Source organism: Frankia sp. CpI1-P, from assembly GCF_001421075.1.
GTDB classification, from domain to species: Bacteria; Actinomycetota; Actinomycetes; order Frankiales; family Frankiaceae; genus Frankia; species Frankia torreyi.
The window spans coordinates 118,391-137,657 of record NZ_LJJX01000011.1 but is presented as its reverse complement, the minus strand read 5'-3'; the positions used below and the strand labels follow the sequence as shown (position 1 = coordinate 137,657).

At 74.0% G+C, this 19,267-nt stretch carries 11 protein-coding genes and 14 pseudogenes; 11 read left to right on the top strand and 14 right to left on the bottom strand.

Going from position 1 to position 19,267, the window contains the following annotated elements; all coding sequences use genetic code 11:
* Position 1: 1 nt before the first annotated feature.
* From FF86_RS45090 to FF86_RS10140, 7 genes and pseudogenes are all read right to left on the bottom strand, one after another.
* Positions 2-202, bottom strand: a pseudogene (locus FF86_RS45090) (M20/M25/M40 family metallo-hydrolase); the annotation flags it as partial.
* A gap of 1 nt (position 203) precedes the next feature.
* Positions 204-520, bottom strand: a pseudogene (locus FF86_RS45085) (amidohydrolase); the annotation flags it as partial.
* Positions 521-610: 90 nt separating this feature from the next.
* Positions 611-1,085 (bottom strand): annotated as a pseudogene (locus tag FF86_RS45080) (glutamate-cysteine ligase family protein); the annotation flags it as partial.
* A 1-nt stretch (position 1,086) separates the two neighbouring features.
* Positions 1,087-1,759 (bottom strand): YbdK family carboxylate-amine ligase (locus FF86_RS45075; protein ID WP_242418485.1); only part of this gene is annotated, 673 nt, incomplete at its 3' end.
* A 99-nt stretch (positions 1,760-1,858) separates the two neighbouring features.
* Positions 1,859-2,205 (bottom strand): annotated as a pseudogene (locus FF86_RS45070) (amino acid--tRNA ligase-related protein); the annotation flags it as partial.
* A 1-nt stretch (position 2,206) separates the two neighbouring features.
* On the bottom strand, positions 2,207-3,715 hold a 1,509-nt coding region (gene aspS, locus FF86_RS10145; RefSeq protein WP_242418484.1), incomplete at its 3' end, for an aspartate--tRNA ligase.
* A 211-nt stretch (positions 3,716-3,926) separates the two neighbouring features.
* A complete protein-coding gene (locus FF86_RS10140) occupies positions 3,927-4,316 on the bottom strand; it encodes a hypothetical protein (protein ID WP_044884274.1) in 390 nt (129 codons plus the stop codon).
* Between the two features lie 39 nt (positions 4,317-4,355).
* Here FF86_RS10140 and FF86_RS10135 point away from each other — a divergent pair, with 39 nt between their 5' ends.
* Both FF86_RS10135 and FF86_RS10130 read left to right on the top strand, forming a co-directional pair.
* Complete coding sequence (locus tag FF86_RS10135; RefSeq protein WP_044884273.1) at positions 4,356-5,168, top strand: purine-nucleoside phosphorylase; 813 nt, start codon at positions 4,356-4,358, stop codon at positions 5,166-5,168.
* Between the two features lie 13 nt (positions 5,169-5,181).
* On the top strand, positions 5,182-7,011 hold the full coding sequence (locus tag FF86_RS10130; protein WP_044884272.1) for a phospho-sugar mutase: 1,830 nt from the start codon (positions 5,182-5,184) through the stop codon (positions 7,009-7,011).
* Between the two features lie 46 nt (positions 7,012-7,057).
* On the opposite strand, the pseudogene upp reads toward FF86_RS10130, so the two are convergent.
* Both upp and FF86_RS45065 read right to left on the bottom strand, forming a co-directional pair.
* Positions 7,058-7,518: pseudogene (gene upp / locus FF86_RS10125) on the bottom strand (uracil phosphoribosyltransferase); the annotation flags it as partial.
* A 1-nt stretch (position 7,519) separates the two neighbouring features.
* On the bottom strand, positions 7,520-7,696 hold a 177-nt coding region (locus tag FF86_RS45065), incomplete at its 3' end, for a uracil phosphoribosyltransferase (protein WP_304438123.1).
* 34 nt (positions 7,697-7,730) lie between these two features.
* Between FF86_RS45065 and deoC the strand changes: the two are divergent.
* Positions 7,731-8,333: pseudogene (gene deoC / locus FF86_RS10120) on the top strand (deoxyribose-phosphate aldolase); the annotation flags it as partial.
* A 1-nt stretch (position 8,334) separates the two neighbouring features.
* Positions 8,335-8,513: pseudogene (locus FF86_RS45060) on the top strand (2-deoxyribose-5-phosphate aldolase); the annotation flags it as partial.
* Between the two features lie 33 nt (positions 8,514-8,546).
* Here the strand turns inward: FF86_RS45060 and FF86_RS10115 are convergent.
* The 5 genes and pseudogenes from FF86_RS10115 to FF86_RS10100 form a co-directional block, all read right to left on the bottom strand.
* On the bottom strand, positions 8,547-9,227 hold the full coding sequence (locus FF86_RS10115) for a DNA-3-methyladenine glycosylase I (RefSeq protein ID WP_236705592.1): 681 nt from the start codon (positions 9,225-9,227) through the stop codon (positions 8,547-8,549).
* Positions 9,224-9,453: pseudogene (locus FF86_RS45055) on the bottom strand (adenosine deaminase); the annotation flags it as partial. The gene FF86_RS10115 and the pseudogene FF86_RS45055, both read right to left, overlap by 4 nt.
* Position 9,454: 1 nt before the next feature.
* Positions 9,455-10,280 (bottom strand): annotated as a pseudogene (locus FF86_RS10110) (adenosine deaminase); the annotation flags it as partial.
* Positions 10,281-10,421: 141 nt separating this feature from the next.
* A complete protein-coding gene (locus tag FF86_RS10105; RefSeq protein WP_044884268.1) occupies positions 10,422-11,765 on the bottom strand; it encodes a thymidine phosphorylase in 1,344 nt (447 codons plus the stop codon).
* Complete coding sequence (locus FF86_RS10100; protein ID WP_044884267.1) at positions 11,762-12,343, bottom strand: cytidine deaminase; 582 nt, start codon at positions 12,341-12,343, stop codon at positions 11,762-11,764. Before FF86_RS10100 ends, FF86_RS10105 begins: the two co-directional genes overlap by 4 nt.
* Positions 12,344-12,549: 206 nt before the next feature.
* On the opposite strand from FF86_RS10100, the pseudogene FF86_RS45050 reads away from it, so the two are divergent.
* From FF86_RS45050 to FF86_RS10080, 7 genes and pseudogenes are all read left to right on the top strand, one after another.
* Positions 12,550-13,134: pseudogene (locus tag FF86_RS45050) on the top strand (serine/threonine-protein kinase); the annotation flags it as partial.
* A gap of 1 nt (position 13,135) precedes the next feature.
* A pseudogene (locus FF86_RS45045) lies at positions 13,136-13,873 on the top strand (serine/threonine protein kinase); the annotation flags it as partial.
* Between the two features lie 2,327 nt (positions 13,874-16,200).
* Positions 16,201-18,213 carry a serine/threonine protein kinase gene (locus FF86_RS10090; protein WP_044884265.1) on the top strand — a complete coding sequence of 671 codons (2,013 nt, stop codon included), beginning with the start codon at positions 16,201-16,203 and terminating at the stop codon, positions 18,211-18,213.
* Positions 18,214-18,416: 203 nt separating this feature from the next.
* Positions 18,417-18,552 (top strand): annotated as a pseudogene (locus FF86_RS45040) (succinate dehydrogenase, cytochrome b556 subunit); the annotation flags it as partial.
* Position 18,553: 1 nt separating this feature from the next.
* Positions 18,554-18,646: pseudogene (locus tag FF86_RS45035) on the top strand (succinate dehydrogenase, cytochrome b556 subunit); the annotation flags it as partial.
* A gap of 1 nt (position 18,647) precedes the next feature.
* Positions 18,648-18,812: pseudogene (locus FF86_RS45030) on the top strand (succinate dehydrogenase, cytochrome b556 subunit); the annotation flags it as partial.
* On the top strand, positions 18,812-19,258 hold the full coding sequence (locus FF86_RS10080; protein WP_044884264.1) for a succinate dehydrogenase hydrophobic membrane anchor subunit: 447 nt from the start codon (positions 18,812-18,814) through the stop codon (positions 19,256-19,258). The pseudogene FF86_RS45030 and the gene FF86_RS10080, both read left to right, overlap by 1 nt.
* The last annotated feature ends 9 nt before the right edge of the window (positions 19,259-19,267 follow it).

Here is a 19,267-nt window from a genome sequence, read left to right as displayed (position 1 = left end):
NCACGGCGATCGCCGCCGAGGCGGGCTTCAGCACGCCGGCGTCGATCACGTCCAGGGCCCCGCCGGGCATGAGCTCCTCGGCCGGCTGGAAGACGAGACGCACGGTGCCCGGCAGCGCGGTCGTGCGCGTGTACTCGGCGAGGGCCAGACCGACGCCCAACACCACGGTGGTGTGCACGTCATGCCCGCAGGCGTGGGCCACNCCTGGCACCGTCGAGCGGTACGCGACGTCCTTGACGTCCGGCAGCGGAAGCGCGTCCAGGTCGGCCCGGACGACCACCACCGGGGCCGCCGGATCGCGGTCCGCCCCGACCCCGATGTCACACCACAGCCCGGGCACGTCCGGCAACCGCTGCGGGGACAACCCCGCGGCGCGCAGCCTCGCCTCCACCTGCCCGGCCGTACGCTGTTCCTGCCGGCCGAGCTCGGGATGGGCGTGCAGGTCACGGCGCAACGCGACCAGCTCGGATTCATGCGCGGTCACCCAGCGGGCGACCGCCGCGGTCTCGTTGGCCTCCATCTGCCGGCCGGGCTCCTCCCTGCGGGCGTCGCGCGGGCCCTGACGCGCGCCGTGTGCGGATACCGGGCCGTCGGGGCCGCGCCGACGCACCTAGCGGTCAACGACCGGACGGCCGGTATTCATCTCTTCCAGCAGGGTATCGACGACTCGGGTGAGATCTCCATCGGCCCGCCGGGCCACCGCCCGCTGCCGGGTGTAGCTCGCCCCGGTCTCGAGGATCACCAGGACGTCGGCGAGCTGCTGCGCGCAGCCCAGCCGGTGGGCGACCGGGAGCAGATCCTCCACGAGGTCCACGAGGTCGTCGCGGACCGACCGCACCCCGCCGCGACCGTCGATCAGGATCTGCGCGTCGAGGCCGTAACGGGCCGCCCGCCACTTGTTCTCCTGCACCAGCCACCGCTGCGGCGTGGGAAGCCGGTACCCGCGGTCGATCTGGGTGTTCATCCGGTCGACGAGGCACTGCGCGAGGGCGGCAACGGCCCCGACCTCCAGCAGCGTCGGCAGCCCGTCACAGATCCGCAGTTCGACGGTGCCGAAGTTGGGATGTGGCCGGATGTCCCACCAGNCCTCCCGGATCGTCTCGATCGTCCCCGCCGCGATGAGCGTCTCCATGAAGGACTCGAACCGCGGCCAGTCCTCCAGCGGGTAGGGCAGGCCCGCGGTGGGCAGGCTGGCGAACACCTGGGATCGCGACGAGGCCAGGCCCGTGTCCCCGCCCAGCCAGAACGGCGACGACGCGGACAGGGCGAGGAAGTGCGGGATGTACACCATCAGGGCGTTCATGATCGGCATGGCCTTGTCCGGGGACCGGACCCCGACGTGGACGTGGACGCCGAAGATGAGCAGCCGGCGGGCCAGCCACTGCATCTGGCTGACCAGCCGCGAGTACCGGTTGTCGTCGGTGATGCGCTGCCCGGCGTAGTCACTGATGGGGTGGGTACCGCTGCACATCAGGCCGACCCCGCGCCGCTCCGCCAGGTCGCGCAGCAGCGACACCGTGCCGGCCAGGTCGGCGGTCGCCTCCCCCACCGATCCGCAGACTCCGGTGATGACCTCGACGGTCGACTCGAACAGCTCGTGCTTCGCCTTCGCCGCCTCCCGCTCGCCGGCCTTCGCCCGCAGCTCGTCGAGGATGACGGTGGCCTCCCCGCGCAGCTCGCGGGACTGTTGGTCGACGAGCTGCAGTTCCCACTCGATGCCGAGACTGGAGCTCGTCGAGGACGAGAAGGGAATCTGCACCTGGGCTCCTCGGATCGGGGCCGATGCCGGTGTCGGGCAGCCGTCACCGTTCCGCTCGGCTCACGGACAGCAGGAGCTGATTACCCATTCGAGCCGTTCCTACCCCCGATCACCGCCCGGGGTGGCCGGGGTGGCCGGGGTGGCCGGGGTGGCCGGGGTAATCACCCGTACGCCCAGCTCACGAAGCTGACGGTCGGTCACCTGGGTGGGAGCCCCGGTCAGGGGGTCGAGACCGGACTGGGTCTTCGGGAAGGCGATGACCTCACGGATGTTCTCCTCACCCGCCAGGATGGCGACCAACCGGTCGATGCCGACCGCGAAACCGCCGTGCGGCGGCGCGCCGTAGCCGAAGGGGGTGAGGAAGAAGCCGAACCGTGCGTTCGCCTCCTCGGGGGTGATCCCGAGCAGGCCGAAGATGCGCTGCTGCAGGGCGCTCTCGTGGATCCNGATCGAACCGGACCCGAGTTCCCAGCCGTTGAGCACCAGATCGTAGGCGCGGCTGCGCACCGCGAGCGGTTCGCTCTCGAGCTTCGCGATGTCGTCGGGATGCGGGCGGGTGAAGGGGTGGTGCCCGGGCTTCGGCCGCCCGGTGGCCGGGTCGATGCCGACGAACAGCGGGAAGTCCACCACCCACACGAACCGCAGCGGCCCCTGCCCGGCCGGCGGGCGGCCAAGGTCGTTGCGGAGCTGCCCGAGCACCTCGCAGGTGGTCGCCCACTCGTCGGCGACCAGCAGCAGCAGGTCGCCCTCGACGGCGTCGGTCGCGGCGACGATCCCGGCGAGTTCGTCCGCCGAGAGGAACTTCGCCACCGGCGACTCCAGCGCGCCACCGGCGCCCACCCGCATCCACACCAGGCCCTTGGCCCCCAGCGACTTGGCCCGCGTGGTGAGATCGTCCAATCGGCGCCGGTTGTGCGCGGCCGAGCCACCGGGCACCCGGATGCCCTTGATCGCCTCGGCGCCGGCGAACGCCTTGAAGCCGCTGCCGGCGAAGATCGCGGTGAGCTCGACGAGCTCCAGGTCGAACCGCAGGTCCGGCTTGTCGACACCGAAGCGGTTCATCGACTCGTGCCAGGTGATCCGTTCGATCGGCGGCACGGCGTCGGTCCGCACCGCCCGCGCCGCGGCCAGCACCGCGGCGGAGATCACGTCGAGCACGTCGTCCTGGTCGACGAAGCTCATCTCGAGGTCGAGCTGGGTGAACTCGTACTGCCGGTCGGCGCGCAGGTCCTCGTCCCGCAGGCAACGCGCGAACTGGAAGTAGCGGTCGGTCCCGCCCACCATGAGCAACTGCTTGAACAACTGCGGCGACTGCGGCAGGGCGTAGAAGCTCCCCGGGAACTGCCGGGACGGGACGATGAACTCCCGGGCGCCCTCCGGCGTCGACGGCATCAGCAGCGGCGTCTCCACCTCGACGAAGTCGAGTGGCGCCAGGACGGTGCGCATCGCGCCCAGCACCGCGGAGCGCGTCCGCAGGTTGCGCTGCATCCGCTCCCGGCGCAGGTCGAGGTAGCGGTAGGCCAGCCGGGTGGACTCGTCGACGGCGTCGGCCCGGTCGTCGAGGGGGAACGGCGGCGGGGTGGCGACCGACAGGACCTCGACCGCGCAGTCGCGCAGCTCGACCTCCCCGGTCGCCAGCGCCGGGTTCGCCGTGCCCTCCGGCCGGATGGCCACCGTGCCGGTGACGCGCAGCACGTACTCGGAGCGGACGTCGACGGATCCGTCGACGACGACCTGGAGGAGGCCGGAGTGGTCTCGCAGGTCGACGAAGGTCAGCGACTGCCCGTGCTGGCGGCGGTGCGCCACCCAGCCGCACACCGACACGGTCCGGCCGACGTGATCCGCCCGCAGGTCAGCGCACAGGTGGGTGCGCATGGCCGTACGCTGCCCACTGGCCGCGGAGACCCCCGGCTCCGGGATCGGTAGCTTGCCGGTGGCCGGCTGGGTTGTAGTCATCGGTCCGTTGTTCCCATCGCTGTCCGGTTCGGCCCACCGGGCGCGGTGTCACGCCTGTGCTGTGGCGATATCGTCACGCCCGCCGCGGGATCCCGTCCCGACCCTATCGGCCGCTGCGTCGCCACGGTCCGGTCAGGCCGCCGCGCCTCGCGTCAGGTCGCGCACCCACGCGAGAAGGTGGTCCCGGTCGTCCGGCACGCGCAACCACCGACTAGCGACGCAGCGCGCGGATGAAGCGGCCGGCCTCGGTCCGCAGCCGAGCCGGGACGCGCAGGACCTGGCGTCCGCGGGGCGTGCTGAGTTCCACCGTGATGACGTCGCCATGCTTGACCCCGCGGGAGGCGCTCACCTCGCGACGGTCGAACACGACGTCGAACCAGTCGCCCTCTCGCGGGAACGGCGCGACGACGAGGAGCCGCCTGTCGGTGAGCACGATCCACCGGGAGGCGCCGACCCGGTGGCCGACGAAGGTCTCCACCTTCGACGTCAGCCGCCCCGGCCCGCCGGGGTCGGTCAGCCGTCCACGCAACACGACCTCGGTGAACTCACCGGACTCCAGCGGCACGGACGGGAGCCGGCGGTGGGACGGCAACAGGGGCACGGAGGCCAGTCTCCCCCACGCACCCCGTACAGTCGCCGGGTGCGGGAGCAGGCGGAGGAACCGAACGCGGCGGCCTCGGCCGCGCGGCTGGCGGAGCTGACCGGGGCCGGGCGGCACGACGTGGCGATTCTGCTGGGCTCGGGGTGGCGCCCGGCCGCGGACGTGCTCGCGCGGCGGGCGGAGAAGGTCACCGAGGTCACCTTCGCCGAGCTCGGGGGCTTCCCCCCGGGCACCGAGGTGCCCGGTCATCGGGCGGTCGCCCACTCGCTGCGCCTCGACGGCCGCCGGCTGCTCGTCTACCTGGGCCGGGTACATGCGTACGAGGGCCACGGACTGTCGCGGGTGGTGCACGCAGTGCGGCTGGCCTGCGCCGCGGGCGCGTCGACGATCGTGCTGACGAACGCGGCCGGCGGGCTGCGCGCCGACATGACCATCGGCCAGCCGGTCCTCATCGCCGACCATCTCAACCTCACCGGGCGGTCACCGCTGGTGGGACCCGCCTTCACCGATCTGACCGACGCCTACTCGCCACGGCTGCGCGCCCTGGCCCGCGAGGTCGACCCGTCGCTGACCGAGGGCGTCTACGCCGGCCTGCCCGGACCACACTTCGAGACGCCCGCGGAGATCAGGATGCTGCGGGTGCTGGGCGCCGACCTGGTGGGCATGTCGACGGTGCACGAGACGATCGCCGCCCGGGCCGCCGGCGCCGAGGTGTTGGGCGTGTCACTGGTGACCAACCTCGCGGCGGGCATGACCGGGGAGCCGCTGAACCACCTGGAGGTGCTGGCCGCCGGGGCGGCTGCGGCGGAGCGCATGGGGGTCCTGCTCGCCGACGTCGCTGCCCGCCTCTAGGGACGGCGAGATCGTGACGGTGCCGGCCACCGCCCTGCCGCCGGAGTTGCCCGATCCGCTGGCCGGACGGGTCCGGGCCTGGCTCGCCGACGACCCGGACGCCGCGGACCGGGCCGAGTTGACCCGGCTGTGCGCCGAGGCCGTCCGCGACCCGGCGGCGCTCGACGAACTCGACGACCGGTTTCGGGCGCCATTGCGGTTCGGGACGGCGGGGCTGCGCGGGCCGCTGCGCGCCGGGCCCGGCGGAATGAACACGGCCGTGGTGCGCCGGGCCGCCGCAGGCCTGGCCGCCTGGCTGCGTGCCACGGCGGCGGGCTCAGGGGCGGCGACGGGCTCGGGGCCAGGGGCGGGGGGCGGCAACCCGGCCGCGGCTGCCCTGGTCGTCATCGGCTATGACGCCCGGCACCGCAGCGAGGCGTTCGCGTTGGACAGCGCGCGGGTCGTCGCCGGGGCCGGGTTGCGGGCCCTGGTCCTGCCCGGGCCGCTGCCCACACCGGTACTGGCCTTCGCCGTGCGTCACCTGCGGGCCGACGCCGGTGTGATGGTCACCGCCAGCCACAATCCGGCCGCCGACAACGGCTACAAGGTGTACCTGGGCGGCGCCGAACCGGACCCGGGACGCGGCGCGCAACTCGTCGCCCCTGCCGACGCCGACATCGAACGGCGCATCGCCGCCGCCGGTCCGGCCGCCGCGATCCCGCTGGCCGAGACCTGGCGCCGGCTCGACGGACGGATCGTCGAGGACTACGTCCACGCCGCCGTGGCGGCGGTCCTCGACCTGGCACCGACGGCCGACTCGGCGCCGACGGCCGACCCGGGTGAGCCCGAACCCGTGCAGGCGATCGTCGCGTACACCCCGCTGCACGGGGTCGGCGCCCAGACCCTCGCCGCCGTCTTCGCCGCCGCCGGGCTCGCGGCTGCCACACTCGTCGACGAGCAGGCCGCGCCCGATCCGGACTTCCCGACCGTCCCCTGGCCGAATCCGGAGGAGGCGGGCGCGATGGACCGGGCGCTGGCTCTCGGTGAACGCATCGGCGCGGATCTGGTGCTGGCGACCGACCCCGACGCGGACCGCTGCGCCGTCGCGGTGGGCGGACGGCTGCTCACCGGCGACGAGATCGGCCTGCTCCTCGCCGATCAGGTGCTCCGCCGCCGGCCCGGCCCGGTGGCGACCACCCTGGTCAGCTCGTCCGGCCTGCGCGCGCTGGCGCGGTGCGCCGGTGTCACCTACCGCGAGACGCTCACCGGCTTCAAGTGGATCATGCGAGCGGATCCGGAGCTCGTCTTCGGTTACGAGGAGGCGCTCGGCTACGCCCTCGTCCCGGATCTGGTGCGGGACAAGGATGGCATCACCGCGGCGCTGGCCGTCGCGCTGATCGCCACCGCCGCGAAGCGGCGCGGCCGGACCCTGCTGGATCTTCTCGACGAGCTGGCGGCGCGGATCGGCGTGCACGAGACCGGGCAGCGCTCGGTCCGCTTCACCGACGTCACCCGGATCGCCACGGCGATGCGGAGGCTGCGCTCGCAGCCCCCGCCGCGGCTCGCGGACCGCGCGGTGACGGGCCGGCGCGACCTGCTCAGCGACGGCGTCCTGCCGGCGGAGGGCGTCCTGCCGGCGGAGGGCGTCCTGCCGGCGGCCGATGTCTTCGTCCTGTTCCTCGGCGACGACCGGGTGACCTTCCGGCCGAGCGGGACCGAACCGAAGCTGAAGGTGTATCTCGAGGTTGTCGAGCCGGTGGCGGCCGGCGCGGCCACCGCCGTCGCGGCGGCCCGCGAGCGGGCCCGGTCCCGGCTGGCCGAGCTGACCGTTGCCATCGATGATCTGATCGCCCGCCTCGGATAACCGCCGGACCGCGCATCGCGCTCCCAGGCCGACCGCCGACAGCGCCTCACATCTCGCCGTAGATCCGGTCGCCGGCGTCGCCGAGCCCGGGGACGATGTAGGCGGTGTCGTTCAACCGCTCGTCGACGGCCGCGGTCACCACCGTCAGTTCCGCCGCCGCCGCGGCCGGCAGGCCGGACTCCAGCGCCGCCAGCCCCTCCGGCGCCGCGACGACCGCGACGACCGTGATGCCCCGCGCCCCGCGGTCGAGCAGCAGCCGCAGGCAGTGCAACGCCGAACCGCCGGTGGCGAGCATCGGGTCGAGCAGCAGCACGGGCCGGCCGGTCAGGTCGGCGGGCACCGCCTCCAGGTAGACGGCGGGTCGGTGCGTGGTCTCGTCCCGGGCCAGGCCGATGAAGGCGGTGTGGGCGTCGGGGAGCAGGTCGAGCGCCGCGGGCAGCATGCCGAGGCCGGCGCGCAGCACCGGGGCGAGGACCACCTCGGCGGCCAGCCGCACCCCGGTCGTCGNCGCCAGCGGCGTCGTCACCGTCACGGGCATGGTCGGCAGCGCCCGCGTCGCCTCGTAGACCAGCATCGTGGCGAGGTCGTGCAGGGTCGGCCGGAAACGGGAGCGCGGCGTGCGCTCGTCACGGAGCACGGTGAGCGACGAGGCCGCCAGGGGATGGTCCACGACGTGCAGATGCACGGACTGACTCCTCGAGCGCGGGACGGGATCGGCAATGATGCAACGTATGACAACCGATCCCGCCGGACCCGACCGTCCCGCCGAGGAACCGGGGGACGGCTCCCCCACCTCGGCCGAGGGCGCCCGGCCCACCCTGCGGCGGGCCGAGGTCGCCCGGCTGATCGACCACACGCTGCTGGCCCCGGCCGCGACCGACGAGGAGGTGCTCGCGCTGTGCGCCGAGGCCGCCAAGCTGGGCGTCGGCGCGGTCTGTGTGGCCCCGACCCACGTCTACCTCGCCGCGGCGAGCACGTACCGCGGCAGCCGCGAAGCCGAGCCCGCCTTCGCCGTCGCCTCGGTGATCGGTTTTCCGCACGGCACGCATCTCACCGTCATCAAGGCCGAGGAGGCCCGTCGGGCCGTCGCGGACGGCGCGACCGAGATCGACATGGTCATCGACATCGCCAACGCGATGGACGAGAACTGGCGGGCGATCGAGACCGAGATCTCCGAGGTCCGCCTGTCGGTGCCGCCGCACGTGATCCTCAAGGTGATCCTGGAGACGGCGCTGCTGCCCGATGCGAACATCATCGCGGCCTGCCGGGCGGCGGAGGCCGGCGGGGCCGAGTTCGTCAAGACGTCGACCGGATTCCACCCGNCCGGGGGAGCCAGCGTGCGGGCGGTGCGGGCGATGGCCGAAGCGGTGGGGGGACGCCTCGGGATCAAGGCCTCCGGTGGCATCCGGACGGCGGAGAAGGCGATGGCCATGATCGAGGCCGGCGCGACCCGCCTCGGGCTGTCCGCCTCCGCCGACGTCCTCGCCGGCTTCCCCACCTGATCCGACCCGGGCCGACCCCACCCCGAGATGTGGTTACTCGGGCACGTGCGGCACCCAGCAGTCCGCCAGGTGATCGTCGACGAGACCGCAGGCCTGCATGAGCGCGTAGGCGGTGGTCGGGCCGACGAACACGAAGCCGGCCGCGCGCAGCCCCTTCGCCAGCGCCACCGACTCGGCGGACTTCGCCGGGACGTCGGCGAGGGTGGCCGGCCTGGCTCGCCGCGGCGGCCGGTGCGACCAGATCAGCTCGGGCAGCGGCCGGTCGAGGGCGAGCACCGCCCGGGCGTTGACGATCGTGGCCTCGATCTTGCGGCGGTTACGCACGATGCCGGCGTCGCCGAGCAGCCGCTCGACGTCGGCGGCCCCGAACCCGGCGACCACCCCCGGGTCGAACCCGGCGAAGGCCGACCGGAACGCCGGCCGCTTGCGCAGGATCGTCAACCACGACAGCCCGGACTGGAACGCCTCGAGGGTGAGGCGTTCGAACAGGCCCACCGTGTCCCGGACCGGGCGGCCCCACTCCTGGTCGTGGTACTCGACGTACTCCGGCGCCGACAGGCCCCACGGGCAACGCGCCCGGCCGTCGGCTCCGGCCACGGCGGCCACGGGGGCGGCGGGGGCCGCGGGGGCCGCGGGGGCGGGCCGGTTCGGGATCGGGCCGGCCGGCGCCGCCTGGGTGCCGGGCGGCTCGGTTCCTGCCACGCTCGTGCTCATCGGGCGAGCTCCTCACGGACGTAGGGCGCGTAGCCGGGCTTGATGACATCGTTGATCAGGTCGAGACGTTCGTCGAAGGGCAGGAAGGCCGACTTCATCGCGTTCAGGGTGAGCCAGCGGATGTCCGACCAGTCGTAGCCGTGGACGTCGACGAGCGTCGCGAACTCGCTCGACAGCGACACGTCGCTCATGAGCCGGTTGTCCGTGTTCACCGTGACCCGGAAGTNCAGCCGACGCAGCAGGGCGATGGGATGGCGCTCGATGCTCGGCGCGGCGCCCGTGTGCACGTTCGAGGTGGGGCACATCTCCAGCGGTACCCGGACGTCGCGCACGTAGTTGGCGAGATCCCCGAGGATCGCCTTACCGTCCGGATCGACCGTGATGTCGTCGACGATGCGCACCCCGTGGCCGAGCCGGTCGGCGTTGCACCACTGGACCGCCTCCCAGATCGACGGCAGCCCGAACGCCTCGCCCGCATGGATGGTGTAGTGCCCGTTCGCCCGCTGGATGTACTGGAAGGCGTCAAGGTGCCGGGTCGGCGGGTTGCCCGCCTCGGCGCCGGCGATGTCGAAACCGACCACCCCGGCGTCCCGCCAGCGCACCGCAAGCTCGGCGATCTCCAGCGAACGGGCCTGGTGACGCATCGCGGTGAGCAGCGCGCGGATGCGCAGCGGCGTACCGGCGGCGCCCGCGCGGAAGCCGTCGAGGACGGCCTCGACGACCGCGTCCAGCGACAGGCCCCGCTCGACGTGCAGCTCGGGAGCGAACCGCACCTCGGCGTAGACGACACCGTCGGCCGCGAGGTCCTCGGCGCACTCGCGCGCCACCCGCCGGATCGCCTCCTGGGTCTGCATCACGCCGACGGTGTGACTGAAGGTCTCCAGGTAGCGCACCAGCGAGCCGCTGTGCGCCCCTCCCCGCAGCCAGGTGCTCAGCGCGTGCGCGTCCGTGGACGGCAGGTCCCGGTAGCCGGTCTCGTCGGCGAGCTCGACCACCGTGGCCGGCCGCAGCCCGCCGTCGAGGTGGTCGTGCAGCAGGACCTTCGGCACCCGGNGGATCTCGTCGACCGTGATCGGGCCGGGCGGTGCGTCGTTCGTCATCGGCTCCTCCGTCTCCTGCGCCGACCGTAGGCCACGGGTCCGACAGAACCGCGACGCCGCGTTGGCCGGGTCGCCTCCGCCTCCGCCGACGTGCTCAGGCGGGGAGGTGGTCGAGGACGAGCGGGGTGGGAGGCGGCGGCTGCGGGGTGACCGTCACCGCGCCGGCGAGTGCGGCCAGCGCGCGGCCGAGGGTCTTCGGATCGTCGGTGTGCAGCTCCAGCAGCGGCTCCCCGGCGGTGACCCGGTCGCCGATGCCCGCCCGCCAGCGCACGCCCGCCGCCGCGGACACCGCGTCCTCCTTGCGGGCCCGCCCCGCGCCCAGCCGCCAGGCCGCGATGCCGACCGCCCGGGCGTCCAGATTCGCCAGGTAGCCGGACGCGGGTGCGGGCACGGTCTCGACGTGGGTCGCCCGCGGCAGGACCGCGTCGGGATCGCCGCCCTGCGCCGCGACCATCGCCCGCCACACCGGGTAGGCGTCCCCGGCCGCCAGCACCTCGGCCGGATCGCGGGCCGCCCGCACCTCGGCCGGATCACGGGCCGTCGGCGCCCCGCCGGCTCCGTCCGCCCGCCTCGCGCCGGCCAGCTCGATCATCACCCGAGCCAGGGCGACGGTGACCTCCACCAGGTCCTTCGGCCCGCCGCCGCGCAGCGTGTCGACCGCCTCGGTGACCTCCAGCGCGTTGCCGGCGGTGCGCCCCAGCGGGTGGTCCATGCGGGTCAGCACCGCCTCGGTCCGGACGCCGGCGGCCGCGCCGAGCCCGACCATGGTCCGCGCCAGCTCCCGGGCGTCGTCCAGCGAGGTCATGAACGCACCCGAGCCGACCTTCACGTCGAGGACCAGCGCGGACGTTCCCTCGGCGATCTTCTTGCTCATGATCGACGAGGCGATGAGCGGGATCGACTCGACCGTCCCGGTGACGTCACGCAACGCGTAGAGCCGGCGATCGGCGGGAGCCAGCCCGGCCCCGGCGGCGCAGATCACCGCGCCCACCTCGGCAAGCTGGCGGCGCATCCGTTCGACCGGCAGGTCGGCACGCCAGCCCGGGATCGACTCCATCTTGTCCAGCGTCCCGCCGGTGTGCCCGAGGCCCCGTCCCGACAGTTGCGGGACGGCGACGCCGCACGCGGCGACCAGCGGAACCAGCACCAGCGAGACCTTGTCGCCGACCCCGCCGGTCGAGTGCTTGTCCACGGTGGGACGGCCGACCCCCGTCAGGTCCAGCCGCTCGCCGCTAGCGATCATCGCGGCGGTCCAGCGATCGAGCTCGGCCGGGGACATCCCGCGCCACACCACCGCCATCAGGTAGGCCGACATCTGCTCGTCCGCGACCCAGCCGTGGGTGTAGGCGTCGATGAGCCAGTCAACGGCCTCGAGCGGCAGCGAGCGGCCATCACGCTTGGCCCGGATGAGGTCGACGACGTCGAAGTCGGCGCTCACGACGCCCCCGATCCGCCGAACGGGGTGGCACCGGCGGGGGAGCCGGCCTGCGGTGGCGCGTCGGCCGCGGTCGCGGGCTCCGGCGGGTCGGGCAGGTCGGGCGGGTCGGGCAGATCGGGCGGGTCCGGCAGATCGGGCGGGTCCGGCAGGTCGAGCGGACCGAACGCGCCGGGAAGTAGTTCGGCCAGCCGGCGTATCCCGCCGGCGGTGGCCACCAGCAGATCCGGACCGCCGTGCTCGTAGAGGAGCTGACGGCAGCGACCGCAGGGCGCCAGCGGCCGCCCGTCCGCGTCGACGCACGCGAACGCCAACAGGCGGCCGCCGCCCCGAGCGTGCAACGCCGAGACGAGGCCGCACTCGGCGCACAGCGTGAGGCCGTACGAGGCGTTCTCGACGTTGCAGCCGACCACCATCCACGGCTCGTCCCCGGTGGTGCGGCCGTCGGCGTCCGGGCGGTCGACGACCAGCGCGGCGGCGCCGACCCGCAGGCCCGAATACGGAGCGTAGGCACTCTGCGCGACACGGACAGCGGCGTTCCGCAGCCGTTCCCAGCTTCTGTCGTCCACACTCCACCCCATGTCCCTGCACCCCTCGGTCTCGACACACCCCTCGGTCTCGCGACATCCCTCGGTCTCGCCGCACCCCTTGATCTCGCCACCTCGTGTTCTCGTCGGAGTCCGTGGTCCGATCGGGCGCTGACGCCANCATGCCCGACCTTCGCGGGCCGGCACCTGTGTGATCCCATGGACGCGAGCCTCACTGGCGATCGGGAAGGGACGAAGGGATGGCAGGCGAGTCCCCGGACGACCCAGGTCCGGCCGAGGCGGTAGCCCTCGTCGGAGGGCGCTACCGGCTCGACGGCGTCCTCGGGCAGGGCGGCTTCGGCGTCGTGCACCGGGCCACTGACGAGCTGCTCCAGCGGGTTGTCGCGGTCAAGGAGGTCCGGCTACCGATCACCGAGAGTGGTCTGGAACGCGACCGAGCGCGGGAACGGGTGCTGCGCGAGGCGCGCGCCGCCGGACGGCTGCACCACCCGGGGGCGGTTTCCGTGCTCGACGTCATCGACGACGGCGACCTGCCGTGGATCGTCATGGAATACGTAGAGGGTCAGTCCCTGTCGCGGATCATCGCGGACCACGGCCCGAGGCCGGTCGAAGAGGCCTGCCGAATCGGCATCAGTCTGGCCTACGCGCTGGAGGCGGCGCACCGACTCGGGATCGTCCACCGGGATGTCAAGCCCAGCAACGTGCTGGTCACCCCCGACGGTCGGGCCCGGCTGACGGACTTCGGGATCGCGGTCAGCCACGGTGATCCCCGGCTCACCAGCACCGGGATGGTGCTCGGCTCGCCGGCCTACCTGCCGCCCGAANGGGCCCGCGGGGACGCGGGCAACGCCGCCGGTGACCGGTGGGGGCTGGGCGCCACGCTGTTCACCACGGTCGAGGGCTGTCCACCCTTCGCCGGCGGCGACCCGATCTCGGTGCTCGCCGCGCTCATGCAGGGACGGCGCCAGCCCTTCCGCCTCGCCGGCCCGCTGGCGCCGGTGATCGACGATCTGATGGCGCCGCACGGGCTGAGCCGTCCCCCGCTGTCCATCGTGCGCAAGCGGCTGCGCGAAATCCTGGAGCGCGGCGGCGAGCGGCGCTCCTCCCGGACAGGCCGGCCGACGCGCCCCGCCCGGCCGCGCCCACCGGCCCGCACCGCCCCCACCACGCCGCTATTGCCCACGCCGCCCGACCCGGCCGACCGTCGCGAGTCCGTCGACACGGTCGACGGACTCCGCGAGGAGACCATCCCGCAGGGCACGGACGATCCGCACCGCCGAGCCGATCCCGATGATGCGGGTCATGCCCACGACGGGGACGATGCACGCGCCCTGGATGAGCCGGGTGACGGCGATGATTCACCCGGCCACGGCTCGCGGCCGCTGATCGACGAGGCTCCCGGCGACGACCCGCCCCACCCTCCCGGCAAGGACACCGGTCCCCCTCGCGAACGATCGAAAGCAACCAAAAAACACAGCACTGACGATGAAAGCATCGCAGTCGAGCAACACGGCGCGGCCGAAAGCCATCGGGACGAGATTGGCGAGACGCAGGCCACGAAACNCCCCGATGTCGCGGAATCCATCGCGCCCGCCTCGACCGTGACGCCCGTGAGATCCTCGACCGGCGCCACCGTCCCCGGGTATTCCGAACTGACGGCCGCGGCATCGGCGCCCCCGGCATCGGTGATCGGCGTACCGACGGTCTCCTCCGCGGGAATCATCGAATCGGCCGCCGTGCCGCTCTCCGCGCCTGCGGGCGGCACCGCCGACCCGCCCGGCGCAGGCACGGACACCGTTCCGGCCGAGACCTTCGCGACCGAGGCCTTCGCGAGCGGGACCTTCGCGAGCGGGACCTTCGCGAGCGGGACCTTCGCGAGCGGGACCTTCGCGAGCGGGACCCACGGGCTGAAGCCCGTCGGAACCGGCTTCGCCGAGGTCTGGACAGCCGGGACTGAGACAACCCGGACCGGCGCAGCCCCGACCGAGGCGGGACGGACCGAGGCGGGACGGACCGAGGCGGGACGGACCGACACGGGACCACCGACCGACACGGCCGGAACCGGACCAGCCGAGACCGGACCGGCGGAGGTCCCGGCGACCCGGCCTGCGCTCGACGCCGACCCCTCGGGCTCAGCCGGGACGCTACCGCCCGGCGCCGCCGGGCAGGCGCCGACGCCCGGTCCGGCCGAGGATCCCCCACCAGCGGCGGCCCCGGTGCAGTCGGTGGGACCGCTGCCGGGACCTGTGGCGGCCGCCTCCCCCGCACCCGTGCGCGCGCAGCCGATGCGGACTCGCCTGACCAGCCCGCTCGAGCGCATGCGTTCGATGGACCGGATGCGGGCGCTCGGCGGGATCCCGGCGCGGGCGCGACTGGTCGGTCGCGGTGCCGGGGCCGGCACTGAGTCCGCTGGTGGGGCCGAGGCCGGACACGAGGAACCCTGGGACACCGCCGCTGCCGCCGGTGGTACGCCCGGCGCGAGTGATGATCCGCTCTCGACCTCCCCGGGCCTTGGCCTCGCGGCTGCGACGACGTCCGACGGCGCGGCCGCCGGGAACGCGGGCGCAGGCCGGGCGGCGACGGCTCCGACCGCACCCGTCGCCGCGACGCGCCGCGGACGGTTCGGCCAGCCGTGGACCCGACCGCGCACCGCGGCCGGCCCCGCCGCCCTCGCGACCGATTCCGCGCCCCCCGCGGCGGCGGCGCGGCGCGGCGCCCAGACGGCCCCGACGACCGCCCGGCCCGCTGCTCCGATCAGGCCGGTGGGGCCGGCCGGCGCCGCAGAGGGGGTCGGGACCCGCACGGCCGGCGGAGGCATCCCGCAGCGGATCAGGCCGGTCTCCCCCGCGGCGCCGGTCTCCCCCGCGGCGCCGGTCTCCCCCGCGGCGCCGGCCGTCCCCGCGGCGCCGTCGTCTCCCGGCAGCCCCGCGTCTCCCAGCAGCCCCGCGTCTCCCGGCAGCCCCGCGGCCGGCAGGGCGGGCGACCCGGGCGACGGGCAGTCCACGCCGGCAGGGCCGGCGGGTGGCAGTCGGACTGCGGGCCGCGAAGCCGATCCGCGCCGCCGCCTCGTCGCTGTGTCGGCGCTCGCCGTGCTGGCCGCGGCGATCATCATCGCGATCCTGGTCCTGATCAGCGGCGGGGGGAGCTCCGGGGCCACCGGTGTCGCCGCCGGGCGCGGCGGGGCCGGCGCACCCGTGGGGTCGACCGGTCCGGGCCCCGGCGCCACCGCCGGGACACCCGGAGGCCGGGGGACCGCGGCGGCGAGCGGCGCGGCCAGCGTCCGCCCGGCCGACCCGCCGGCCGGAGCCGCCGATCCGGTGGCCCGGGACACCACCCCGGCCACCGCACCCCCGGGCTGGGTCTCCTATGTGGATCCCGAGGGCGGCTGGTCGGTGGCCTACCCGTCGACCTGGCAGCGCCAGCAGGGCCCCGGCGGCCCCGGAAACGTCGATTTCGTGGACCCGGCTACCAGAGCGTTCCTGCGGGTCGGTAGCGTCAGTCGGGCAAACACCTCCGCGATCGGTGACTGGCAACACAACGAGGCCGGTTTCGTTCGGAGTGTGCAGGACTATCGGCGCGTACGGCTGGCTCCCAGCGACGGTGGGGACGGCACCGAGCAGGCCGACTGGGAGTTCGGGTATCGCAGGTCGGACGGGGTCATGGTGCATGTGCTCAACCGGGGCGNGATTCGCAACGGCCACGGATATGCCCTCTACTGGCATACCCGGGAGGATCTGTGGTTGCAGGATCAAGCATTGATGCACCAGCTCTTCGGCGCCTTCCGGCCCGGTCCGTGATGTCAGCATTCGTCGGGTTTCCGACTCTCCCGGCGGCCGGAAACACGCCGACCGTCGGGCGCGCGGATCCATCCGTCTGTCAGACTTGACACGATGGCCAAATCGGCAAGCGTGCCCCCGGACACCTCTCGGCACGGCACGCCTCGTTACGTAGCTCAGCGCTACCGTCTCGACACGCCCATTGGGCGTGGTGGAGCCGGCGTCGTCTGGCGCGGTGAGGACGAACTACTCCAGCGGCCGGTGGCCATCAAGGAGATCCTCGTCCCGATGGCCGGGGCGCAGAACGAGCGCGACGCGATCCGGGCGCGGGTGCTGCGGGAGGCCCGCGCGCTGGCCCGCCTGCACAGCCCCGCCATCGTCTCCGTGTACGACGTGGTCGAGGAGCACCAGCGGCACTGGATCATCATGGAGCTCGTCGACGCGGACAGCCTCGGCGACGTGATCCGTACCCACGGCCCGCTGCCCTTCGACCAGGTCGCGGCGATCGGGCTGGCGCTGACCGACGCACTCGCCGCGGCGCACTCCGCCGGCGTGCTGCACCGCGACGTCAAGCCCGGCAACGTCCTGCTCGGCCGGGATGGCCGGGTCCGGCTCACCGACTTCGGCATCGCCGCGACCGAGGGTGATGTGACCCTGACGGGGACCGGCGCGCTCGTCGGCTCCCCCGCCTACATCGCCCCCGAACGGGTCCGCGGCTCCTCGGGCAGCCCGGCGAGCGATCTGTGGGGCCTCGGCGCGACCCTGTACTCGGCGGTCGAGGGCCAGCCGCCGTTCGAGGGCCCGGAGACCTACGCGGTGCTGACCGCCGTGGTCGAGGGCCGCCGCCGCGCCTTCCGGCTGGCGGGTCCCCTGCGCAACCTGCTCAGCGACCTGATGGACCGTCCGGCGGAGGAACGCCCGGACGTCACGGAGATCCGCCGGCGGCTGATTCCCGTGGCCCGCAACGCCAACCCGGTGCCGGCCTCCGTCATGCACGCCCGGCCGCGCTCCGAGGACGACGACGCGGGTGCGAGCGCTGCCGACGTCGGTCTGGAGAACCTCGACGAACCGGCGGCCCCGCCGCCCTCGGCCTCGATCGACGGCGGCGGGTCGGCAGCGGGGCGTCCCGGCGGCCGGACCGGGCCCTCGACGTGGAGCGGGCCGTTGGCGGGCGCCGCCGCGTCCGGCCAGCCCAGCGGCACCGGCCCACGCACCACGGGTGGTCCGGTACCGCCCGTCGGCGGCCCCATCTCGTCCCGCGGGCCAGCCGAGTCCGCCGACGGCGAGATCACCGCGGATCCCGTCCTCGGGGCGCTGGACGAGACCGCCATCTCGCCCGCCACCGGTGGTGGCCCCCGACCACCCCGGCACGAGCCGGTCCGACCCACTGCGCCGAACCGGACCCGACCCCAGGCCGATCACGATGCCCAGACCAGGATCGGGCCGCCTGCCCAGGCGACAGGGCCGACGCACGGTGGGGACGACGACGAGACCCGCATCGGCGTCGTGCCCGTCGTGGCGTCGACGGCCAGCCTCGGGCTGTTCGACGACGATCATGCCGCCGGACTCGTCCCGCTCGACGAGGCCCGCCGACGCTCCGAGGCGGCGCACCAGCGCGGTCCCGACGGCAACGGCCACGGCCGGGGAGCCGGCGGCGACGGGGAGCGGCGGCGACGGACCATCGCGATCGCGGCCGCTGCGGTCGTCGTCCTGGCCGGCGCGGCGATCGCCCTGACCCTGGGCCTGTCCGGGGGTAGCTCGCCGGCCAAGCCGACCGACGTGACGGCGCCGAAGACGACCGCCCCGCCCGCGACCGCCGTGCCCACCTCGCCACCGGCGACGACCCCGGAGTTCACCTCCCCCACGGTGGTGGCCCCGGGGACGCCGCACCGCTCCCCTCGCCCGCGGTCGACGACGCCCCCAGCGACCGAGGCCCCACCGAGCGCGCAGCCGAGCACCGCCGCGCCCACACCGACGCCGTCGCCGACCCAGCAGCAGCCGCCGCCGACGACGCCGCCCCCGACCAAGCCGGCGCCGACCACCCCCGCGACGACCCCGCCCGTCAGGACACCGCCGGCCACCGCACCGGCACCGCCGCCGTCGACCGGCCCGCCACCGGCGGCGTAGTGACGGCGGCGACCGGGCGCGCTGTGGCATAGTTCACCCGCCGGCGCCGGGCCCGGACCCGCCGCTGACCAGGCCCGGCACTAGCATCGGCCGAAGGCGCGCGGTGCCGTCCCGGCGACGCATCGCCGACCCCGAGGCGCCGCGGGCGTCGCTGACGTGATCTTTTCTGGCCGAGCGGCTGGGCCGATCCGGAGGAGCTTTCATTGCCGAAGGCACCAGCGGGCACGCTGTACCGCGGTCGAGAGGGAATGTGGTCCTGGGTCGCCCACCGGATCACGGGCGTCCTCGTCTTCTTCTTCCTGTTCGCGCACGTGCTTGACACGGCACTCGTCAGGGTCTNGCCCTCGTCGTACAACGAGGTGATCGAGGTCTACAAGAGCCCGATCGTGAACCTGCTCGAGGTCGGCCTGGTCGCCGCCGTGCTGTTCCACGCNCTCAACGGCATACGGATCATCCTGATCGACTTCTGGGAGTCCGGACCGAAGTACCAGAAGCAGATGCTGTACATCGAACTCGTGCTGTTCGTGGTGCTGCTCGTCCCCGCGGCCTACCGGATGCTGCTGCACACCGCCGAGACGCTGTTCGGGAGCGCGACCTGATGGCGACGACGGCGGTGCCGGCGGAGCGGGGCGCGCCGGAGCTGGCCACCCCGCGCTCGCCGCGGCGGCGGACGAAGCCGGGCGCCGCGAAGGCCCGCAGCAACTTCGAGCTCTACGCCTGGGTGTTCATGCGGATCAGCGGCCTGCTGCTGTTCTTCCTGGTGCTCGGCCACCTGTTCATCATGAACGTTCTCGACGGCGGCGTGCAGCGGGTGAACTTCGGTTTCGTCGCGGGCCGCTGGGCATCACCGTTCTGGCGCACGTGGGACCTGGTGATGCTGCTGCTCGCGGAGCTGCACGGCACCAACGGCCTGCGGACCGTCATCAACGACTACGCCGAACGGGCACAGACCCGATTCTGGCTGAAGATGCTGCTTTACACCTCGGCGTTCCTGGTCGTCACCCTCGGCACGCTGGTCATCTTCACCTTCGACCCCGATCTGTGACCCCGGACC

Bases quoted from the DNA above. Each gene is read 5' to 3' on its own strand.
- FF86_RS10115 (WP_236705592.1), bottom strand. From the start codon at position 9,227: ATGAGCACGAGCGTGGCAGGAACCGAGCCGCCCGGCACCCAGGCGGCG.
- FF86_RS10100 (WP_044884267.1), bottom strand. From the start codon at position 12,343: ATGGGGTGGAGTGTGGACGACAGAAGCTGGGAACGGCTGCGGAACGCC.
- FF86_RS10090 (WP_044884265.1), top strand. From the start codon at position 16,201: ATGGCCAAATCGGCAAGCGTGCCCCCGGACACCTCTCGGCACGGCACG.
- FF86_RS10080 (WP_044884264.1), top strand. From the start codon at position 18,812: ATGGCGACGACGGCGGTGCCGGCGGAGCGGGGCGCGCCGGAGCTGGCC.